Genomic DNA, 8124 nt, shown 5'->3' with positions numbered 1-8124 from the left:
TCACCGTGCGCCCCGGAACTCCTTCACCTCACGACACCTGGGCGACCATCACTCCGGCGCCTACAGATGACCCCAGTCGCCTAATCAAGCGACGTTGCACTCTAGAGGAGCGCTTCTCCTTGCCCTTCCCCCGGTGACATGGTCGCCGCATTTGGCAGATCATCGTCAGTTGTGGCGCGAGCGGCCCGGTCGCGGTGGCTGGGGTGAGGCAGTCGACGACGGTCTCTGCGGAGGGCATCATACGGAGACGGACACGATCATCCGCGTCCTGATGATGCTTAGGGCGGTTGGCGATGCTTTCAGACTTGGCCGACGGACCGCCAAGCGCGACGGCACCCCTTGATCGACCGAGCCTACCAGTTGCGGATATGTGACACATCCTGCTCGGCGTAGCTGCCGGTCACTTGGCTCTCCTCTTTCGTGGTCGATGATGTATCCGTTGCCTTGGCGCAGCGCCCGCCAGGCGTGACGTGGCGCCGCGTCGAGGGCCCCCTCGCTTCCGTCAGAGCGGGCGGATGCCGACGGGGCGATAGCGCACGGCGCAGTCAGCCGAGGCACACAACGAGCAGGCACAGGCGCTTCGAGGGCGCCGTTTGCGTTGGGGTGGGGGTTGGGGTTGCCGGTGCCGTGGGCGCCGGGCTCGCGTGCGACGTAGCCGCGTCAGCGCCCTCGGTGGACGCGGGCGCTGGCGTGGCCGTGGCGGCCGTGTGCGTCAGCGGGGCTGTAATGCCGGCCTGGTGAATCTGCGTCCCGCTGTTCGCCGCGGGTGCGGTGTCAGGCGGCGCGGACGTCGTCGCGGGAGGCGGCACCGCGAGAGCTGTGTTCCGCTGGTGCGGGCCGGTTGTGGGTGGGCGATTACCGGGATGCCGCGCAACCGGGGTGTCCGGCTGCGCTGATGCCGTGGCAACCGGCCTCGTCCGGGTAGTGGCTGCGGTCACCGACTCCGGTGCCGAGGCCGCGTTCGACTGGCCCTTGGAAGCCCCGTTCGGCAGCGCCGCGATGGTCAGTCCGCCACCGACGAGCGCGAAGGCCGTCGCGGCCGCGGCCCGGCGCCGGTGCTTCTTCCAACGCGCCATCTGCCGACGCCGGGCCGCGCGTCCCTGCATGGCGGGGTCGGCGGTTGCGGACGCCGAACCGGCGCCCGGTGCTTCCGCCATTACGTCCTCGGACGCGCCGGACCCGTTCGGGCCGGCATCGAAGCGAGGAGTGCCGGGATACCGCTCCGAGGCGGGGAACCTCTCCGGGGGGTGCTCCCACGCCATGGCGGTCTTCGCCGCCCCATAGTGGCCATGGGAGGGCGGGGCGATGTCCGGCGCATATGCGCCGCACCCTGGGCATACCAGGGCCCCATTGAGGTGCCGACGGCATGAGGAGCAGTAGTCCATCTGTGGTCTCTCTGTGCTGACGGCGCCATGAACGTCGGCGGCCTGTTCGCGTTCGCGCGCGGGATCGGCGGCCAGCAACGCTAACGGCACCTCCCGAAGGCGGTGCGCAGTACCTGTGACGGTCTTGGAAAGATTCCTCGGCGGCTCCGGTTCGCACATCGCGCAGATCGTCGCGACCGGCGGAGCGAGCCTGCCTGCCATCGATGTCACCTCCTGGGGAGGCTGGGGCGGCGGCCACCGACACTAACTGACACCCCTCGCCCGGATCCGGGCAGAGCCGAGCCGAGCAGACCTGTGGCGCGTGACAGCGGAAACCTCGCCGTCACGCGCCACATCTACACCTCCGTCAGCCTGGGCAGACTGGACCCGCACGCGGTCAGGCCCGCAGCCCCCCGGGGGGGCTGCGGGCCTGACCGGATTGGCGGCTCGGTGGCAGCAGAAGGTCCGCACCGGGCAGGGGTCGCCGCAGCGGGCCGACGAACGGCCGCCAGGGTGGAGCTGGACCTTTATCGTTTCAGCATGGCGAATAGAGTCCCGGTCCCCGACAAGGCCCGTAGCCATATGCCGTGTTGAGCCGCCGCCAGCCCTGGACTATGCGTGGATGGCGAGCCCGTCGGCGAGAGCCCCTTGAGACCTGACCAGCAGCAACGCCTGAGACGTACGGGGCCTTCGGAGCCGTGTGCGCAGGTCGCAGACCGTCGGCGAAGCCTGGTCGCAAGCGCCGTAGCGCCTTTAACGCGCTATGGCTGAGTGTCTATCTGCGCTACAACCGCGGCGTGCTGCCCCGAACAACTACGGATGTTCAGGGACCGTCATCCAAGGTCAACGAGGTCCAAAACCCTCGGCGGGATCCGGTGACCGAATTACTGCGGGACAAACGTGCTTCGATCCCCCGGTGCCGGCACCTCGGCGGTGGCAGACTCCACGATGACAAAAGGGGAGACACCATGGGCTTCGGCTTTCGCGTCGGCGTACCCGGAATGAGCGTGCGCGTCTCGACCCGAGGGGTACGGACTTCCGTGGGGCCCCGGGCGGCACGGATCAGCGTGGGTAGCGGGGGCACCCGGATCTCATCTGGGCTGGGCCCCTTCTACGCCTCCAGCTCGCTGAGGGGAGGACGCCGCCGCACCAGCACGAGTCGCACGACGCGTTCCCGGGCCATCGCCCCCTCAGCAGCACAGCTTGACCGCGCCCGCCGCCAGGCCGAGCGAGCCCAGCAAGAAGCCGAACGCGACGCCGCGATCGCGCAGTTGCAGGAGCTGCGGCAGCAGACCACCAGTGTGCACCTGCAATCCTTTCCTGTGGTCCACCCGCCGGTGGTACCCGAACCGCCTCAGCTCGGCATGCCATGGGCCCTGGCGGAAGCCCAGGCCTTCCACCTCATGGGGCTGGGCCGTTTCGCCCGTGCCGAGCGGGCGGCAGCGAAGGGAAAGGCGGAGCAAGACGCGCCGGCGTACCTGGCCGCCGAACAGGCTCGCCTGCACACCATCCACGGACAACTAGCCGCCGAGGCCAACCAGTGGTGGCAGGCCCTCATCGCGAACGACGAGGAGACCGTCTGCGAGGTGGTCAACTACGCCTTCGCCGACAACCCCGCCGCCGGCTGCGCCGTAGGAGTCGACGGCTCGGTCCTGTCCGTCGTGATGCGCCACCAGGACATCGACTCGCTGCCCGGTCAGACGCCCGGAGTTACGTCCGCTGGACGGCCCACCCTTAAAACGCTCAGCAAGCGAGACCGCACCCTATGGTGGCTCACCGCCATGGGGTCGAACATCATCGCCACACTCAAGGAAGGGTTCGCCACCGCGCCGGGGATCACCGCCATCGACCTGGCCGTGCTCACACGACTGCCAGACACCCAACGGCTCGGATTCGTGGCGTACGGCCGCTGGACGCGCCAGGCCATCGAGGCCGGCCAGTGGCGAGAGCCCGCAGACGCGCTGCGGTTCCTCGATATCGGCCAGGACGTCGCCTGCTCGGTCACCACAACTGCTTCCGGCAACCTATCCAGCGCAATCAAGTCCCTGGACACCAGCCGAATGCCCGGCCTGCAGAACCTACTCGACCACGCTCACGACGATGCCAGTCCTGGTGACACTTCCCTGGCTGGCCTGGACGGCGACCTTCGCGCGAAGATCCCAGCCGCTCACCAGGCTCCCACGCAGGATCACTACCGGATCCTTCCCTTCGCCGAGTGGAAGAGCCGGACCACTCCATCGCAACCGCCCATCCAGATCGCGCCAGGTCACGCCACACCAACCGCACTCATCCCAGGACAGACCCTGACACTGCCCGAAGAAGCCTGGCAAGGACTGCTGATCGCCTTCACGTTCGCCGGCGCCGACGCGGATCTCACACTCTTCCTGACCAACGGCGAGAGCCGGGTGACCTCCGACGAAGACTTCGTCTTCTACAACCAGCCCTACGCCGCCCATGGCGCAGCACGCCTCCTAGGCAAGCAGGCAAAGGGCCAGCACACCGTTGAACGCGCAGCTGTCCACCTCGCCGCGTTGCCCGCTCACGTCCAGCGAGTCACGATTGCGATCAACATGGATGTCGACTCCGGCCTCACCTGCGGCTCCCTCACCCATGCCTCGCTCTACATTGACTGCGTCACCGCGGCCGCCTGGACATTCCAGCCGCCGCCCGACCCCGACATCCGCGCCATGGTTATCGCGGAGCTGTACCGCCACACCGCCAACGGCCAGCCGACATGGAAGCTTCGCGCGATCGGGCAGGGTTGGGCCGAAGGCCTCGACGGACTCGCCCGAGCCCACGGCGTGGATGTGGACTGACCAGTTGGGACAGTCGATGGGGGCCTGAGCACCAGCCCACATGCCATCACCACGACGCCATGCCCTCGACAGATGTCCAGCCACGTATCCCAAGCCACGCTTCCTGGCGGGAGGTCGGCCGTAGCCACGGCGTCTGCGGTGACGCCGAGGAGGTGTACGGCCTCCACCCGCATCCGTGCGTGGCCGGGGCGCACGTGGTCGCGGAGCCTTCGCTGGACCTGATCGGCGTCGCACTCGACGAAATCGCCCCGATAGCATCCGGCGCTTGACTTCCCGCCGGTACGCGGGCGTTGACCACGACCCGAGAGGAACACTTCATGCCCAAGCAGATCCGCATCCTCCAGCTCTCCGTCGTCCCGTGGAACGAGATCGACCCGGCAGAGAACTGGTGCAACCGCCCCGGCGACGGCCACTTCCCCAACATGCCAGCCGACTACCTCCACGCCGCAAACCGGCACACCTGGACCACCAGCATCGACACCCCGCCCGACTACCTCCTCTACACCACCATCGCGAGCCAGGGCGGCAGAGTTCTGGCCGCCGCTCACGTGGCCGGCTGGAGGGCGGGCCCGACGCCCGGACGCACCACCTGGTGTTTCGACGGCCCCGTCCTGACGCCGGCGCACCCCATCCACCAGCTGTTCGTCGGTCAGGACGCGCCCCGTGAGCCCAAGCGCAACCCGTGCCGCCCGTTCTGGGTGGAGCTGAACCTTGGCAAGGAGCCTCGCATCTGGGGAGACAACGACTGACCGCCAACCGCCTGGCCACCGACATGAGGCTGGGCACTTCTTCCTTGGGCGCTTAGCGCCAGCGCGGGATCCGCTGCACCATCCCGGACAAGGCCGACCACGTCTGGCATCGCAAGAAGCTCGGCTCGGTCGGCCTCCAAAGTTCGATAAGACCGACTACAGCGAGAGCCATGCGGTCGGATGCGGGATCAACCGCCTCAAGAGGCACGGGGCAGTGGCCACTCGCTACGAGAAACTCGCCGTCCGCTACGAGGCGACCGTCCTCGTTGCTTCCATCAATGAGTGGCTGTGATGAGCGCATGTGATGCACTCCCCCCAGAGGCAGCCCATCGGCGTGGAACTGCGGTCACGTCACTTCCCGGCCGCGTCGAGGAAGATCCGCGCCAGTTCGCGGAAGATCCGCGCTGACGTGGTCCACGAACGCATCGCGGCGATGGGCTTCACCGGCGGGGAGCGCACCACCCGCCGCACGGTCGCCGAGGCCAAGGGCCCGCCGACTGAGCAGCAGGCGCTACTGAACCAAGGAGAGGCGTGGCCGTTCGCGGGCTGCGAGGTCCGTGCTGGCGTGGCTGCTTCCGGTGCGCGCAGTGACGATCAGGCCGAAGACCCAGCTGCTGAGTTCTTCGGGGGAGACGTGCAGGTCGCGGGCGATGTCATGGAGCGTGATGGCCTTGGCTTTCATCGCGGTGAAGACCTTGTCAAGCAGCTGGGAGCTCTCGCGGCTGGGCATGCCGGACGGCTCCGATCGCCGGTAGCCGAGTTTGCCCAACTCGATGCAGGCGTGGCGGTAGTGCCAGTCCGACAGCATGTCCAGGTCGTGCAGTCGGTAGGTGAGCGCGAGGGCGGCGACCTTCCATCGAGCGCACCTGAACCTCGCCGAGATCGCCGGTGGCCGCCAGCAGGCCGCCAGCGAACGGCAAACCGCCGAAGAAACAGGAATCTCTCGCCAGACCCTCCGCAACGCCTACGAGACCGGGCGGATGGCTGCGCCGCAGAACAGCCGCTCTTCGACGACCAACAAGCCCAAGATCATCCCATGTGCGGGGCGCCCATCGACCAAGTTGACAACGACTTCAGGGGCGACCGGCGGGTCGAGCGTGACCCATGTGGCCCATCGTGGCCGCCTGTGGGTCGCGCCGCCGCCTTTTACGGGTGACGGTCGGTGGAGTGCATGAGTGTCGACCTCCCGCAGCTGACGATGGCGCAACCAAGTTGCTGCGGTCTGGCGGAACGGCCTCGGCACCTCCCCTCTCCCCTTCACGGAGGAAGCCCATGGTTCCCCACTGGCGCATACCCACCGGCCCCGCCCAGCTCGCGTTGGCCATGCTCGCCATGCCCGCGCTTGCGCTGACCGGGTGCGCCAGCACCGATACCGCGCGCATGTCCCAACCGGAAAACATCTCCGCCAGACACACGATTCAAAGCAGCGGCCAGACGCTCACTTCGCTGCCCACGACACAAGCGGACTGGAAGCCGGTCGCCGACGCGCTGGGCCGTACCGGCTCACTGATGGGCGGCACGGTCTACCGGGTTCCCTTGCCGCGCAAGGACCTGACCGTGGCGACCAAGGGAGTGACCATCAAGCCCGGGCTGTCACTGGGCGGGTACGCGACCTTCGCCAAGTACCGCGACGGCGCGATGCTCATGGGCGACCTGGTCGTCACCGAGGACGAACTGCCGAAGGTCACCGACGCCCTGCAGAAAGCAGGCATCGAGCAGACCGGCCTCCACAAGCACCTCCTGCAGCAGTCCCCAGCGATCTGGTGGACCCACATCCATGGCATGGGCGATCCCGCCGCCCTCGCCCGCGGCCTGAAGGCAGCCCTCGCCATCACCGGCATCCCGCCCGCGTCCCCGCCGCCGGCCACCCAGCCGGCCGTCGACCTGGACACCGCCGCCATCGACACCGCGCTCGGCCGCAAGGGCACAGCCGACGGCGGCATCTACAAGTTCACCATCGCCCGCCGCGGCACCGTCACCGAGGGCCGGCACGTCCTGCCCCCCGCCCTCGGCATCACCACCGCGATCAACTTCCAGCCCCTCGGCGGCCACAAGGCCGCCATCAACGGCGACTTCGTGATGACCGCCAGCGAGATCCAGCACGTCATCCAGGCGCTGCGCAGGGGCAGCATCGGCATCGTCGAACTCCACAACCACAGCCTCGACGAACAGCCGCGCCTGTTCTACATGCACTTCTGGGCCACCGGCGACGGCGCCAGGCTGGCCAGGGCCCTTCGCCCGGCCCTGAACGCCACCGCGCTCACCCCGCCCACCCGCATCCCGCTCGCCCACACCCCCACCCCGACCCACATCCTGCCACCAGCCCCGACCCACACCCACTCCCACACCCACCCCAACACCATCGGCAAGTAAGGAACACGGGCTGAACCACAGCCCTTCCTACTGGCCCGCCCCCGTCACGGGCCCGGGCCAGTAGGTCCTGCTCCACCCGCTCGGCCCCGTCCGACTGAGAAGGCGATTCCGGACAGCACCTCTCCGGTGGCGAGCGGGCGCAGCAGCCGTTCGCGGACCGGGCGGTCGCTGGCGGCCAGCGTCTTCACCGTGGTGCTGGGTCTTTACGTCATGGATCTCCAGATCGCTCGGGCCGGCCTCGCGCAGCGGACGCATGTCATCAGCGTCCAGGTTGGCCGGTGCGCTGGTCAGCTTGGCGGCAAAGGAGGCGATGGCCTGGTGACGCGCGGTCTGTTCGTGGCCGACGCCGTCGTCGAGGATCCGCTGGGCGGGCTCGGGATCCGTGGTCAGCTGGACGAACCGGCGTGCGTGCACCGATGTACGGGCGCAGGCGGACTACACGTGCACACCGTAGTCGCCGGCGATGCCGGCGAGCCCGGAGGCGTAGCCCTGGCCGATGGCGCGGAACTTCCACTCCGCGCCGTTGCGGTAGAGCTCACCGAAGATCATGGCGGTTTCACTCGAGGCGTCCTCGGTCAGGTCGTAGCGGGCCAGTTCCCGGCTGTCGGCCTGGTTGACGATGCGGATGAAGGCGTTGCGGACCTGGCCGAAGCTCTGGCCGCGCTTCTCCGCCTCGTAGATGGAGACGGGGAAGACGACGCGGTCGACCTGAGGCGGAACGGTGGCGAGGTTGACCTTGATCTGCTCGTCGTCGCCGTCCCCGCCGCCGGTGAGGTTGTCACCGCTGTGCTCGACGGAGCGGTCCGGGCTGGCGAGGTTGTT

7 protein-coding genes and 1 pseudogene are annotated in these 8124 nt (G+C 68.4%); 5 read left to right on the top strand and 3 right to left on the bottom strand.

The genetic code is table 11. From position 1 onward, the window contains the following. Positions 1-545: 545 nt before the first annotated feature. Complete coding sequence (locus EFK10_RS53745; protein WP_127354057.1) at positions 546-1385, bottom strand: SCO2400 family protein; 840 nt, start codon at positions 1383-1385, stop codon at positions 546-548. Between the two features lie 1343 nt (positions 1386-2728). On the opposite strand from EFK10_RS53745, the gene EFK10_RS02030 reads away from it, so the two are divergent. The 4 genes and pseudogenes from EFK10_RS02030 to EFK10_RS53740 all read left to right on the top strand — a co-directional run. Beyond that, entirely contained in the window at positions 2729-4180 is a 1452-nt protein-coding gene (locus EFK10_RS02030) for a TerD family protein (protein WP_240676925.1), read from the top strand. A 59-nt stretch (positions 4181-4239) separates the two neighbouring features. Continuing rightward, a complete protein-coding gene (locus tag EFK10_RS02025) occupies positions 4240-4449 on the top strand; it encodes a hypothetical protein (RefSeq protein ID WP_127354054.1) in 210 nt (69 codons plus the stop codon). 48 nt (positions 4450-4497) lie between these two features. Continuing rightward, complete coding sequence (locus EFK10_RS02020; protein ID WP_127354053.1) at positions 4498-4929, top strand: hypothetical protein; 432 nt, start codon at positions 4498-4500, stop codon at positions 4927-4929. Positions 4930-4985: 56 nt separating this feature from the next. Continuing rightward, positions 4986-5221: pseudogene (locus tag EFK10_RS53740) on the top strand (IS5 family transposase); the annotation flags it as partial. Between the two features lie 219 nt (positions 5222-5440). On the opposite strand, the gene EFK10_RS02010 reads toward EFK10_RS53740, so the two are convergent. Beyond that, positions 5441-5737 (bottom strand): hypothetical protein, encoded by a 297-nt coding sequence (locus EFK10_RS02010; protein ID WP_127354052.1) that lies wholly within the window; start codon positions 5735-5737, stop codon positions 5441-5443. Between the two features lie 464 nt (positions 5738-6201). Between EFK10_RS02010 and EFK10_RS02005 the strand changes: the two genes are divergently transcribed. Next, positions 6202-7302 (top strand): DUF1259 domain-containing protein, encoded by a 1101-nt coding sequence (locus EFK10_RS02005; protein ID WP_206305271.1) that lies wholly within the window; start codon positions 6202-6204, stop codon positions 7300-7302. Between the two features lie 435 nt (positions 7303-7737). Here EFK10_RS02005 and EFK10_RS02000 read toward each other — a convergent pair. Beyond that, positions 7738-8124 (bottom strand): TerD family protein (locus EFK10_RS02000; protein ID WP_164835775.1); only part of this gene is annotated, 387 nt, incomplete at its 5' end.

The organism is Streptomyces soli (assembly GCF_003999195.1).
In the GTDB taxonomy this organism is placed as follows: Bacteria; Actinomycetota; Actinomycetes; order Streptomycetales; family Streptomycetaceae; genus Actinacidiphila; species Actinacidiphila soli.
Note: the sequence above shows the minus strand (reverse complement) of the source record. Positions and strands in the feature narration are given on the sequence as shown.

Coding starts and splice junctions, on each gene's coding strand:
- EFK10_RS53745 (WP_127354057.1), bottom strand. CDS start 1,385: ATGGACTACTGCTCCTCATGCCGTCGGCACCTCAATGGGGCCCTGGTA.
- EFK10_RS02030 (WP_240676925.1), top strand. CDS start 2,729: ATGCCATGGGCCCTGGCGGAAGCCCAGGCCTTCCACCTCATGGGGCTG.
- EFK10_RS02025 (WP_127354054.1), top strand. CDS start 4,240: ATGCCCTCGACAGATGTCCAGCCACGTATCCCAAGCCACGCTTCCTGG.
- EFK10_RS02020 (WP_127354053.1), top strand. CDS start 4,498: ATGCCCAAGCAGATCCGCATCCTCCAGCTCTCCGTCGTCCCGTGGAAC.
- EFK10_RS02010 (WP_127354052.1), bottom strand. CDS start 5,737: ATGCTGTCGGACTGGCACTACCGCCACGCCTGCATCGAGTTGGGCAAA.
- EFK10_RS02005 (WP_206305271.1), top strand. CDS start 6,202: ATGGTTCCCCACTGGCGCATACCCACCGGCCCCGCCCAGCTCGCGTTG.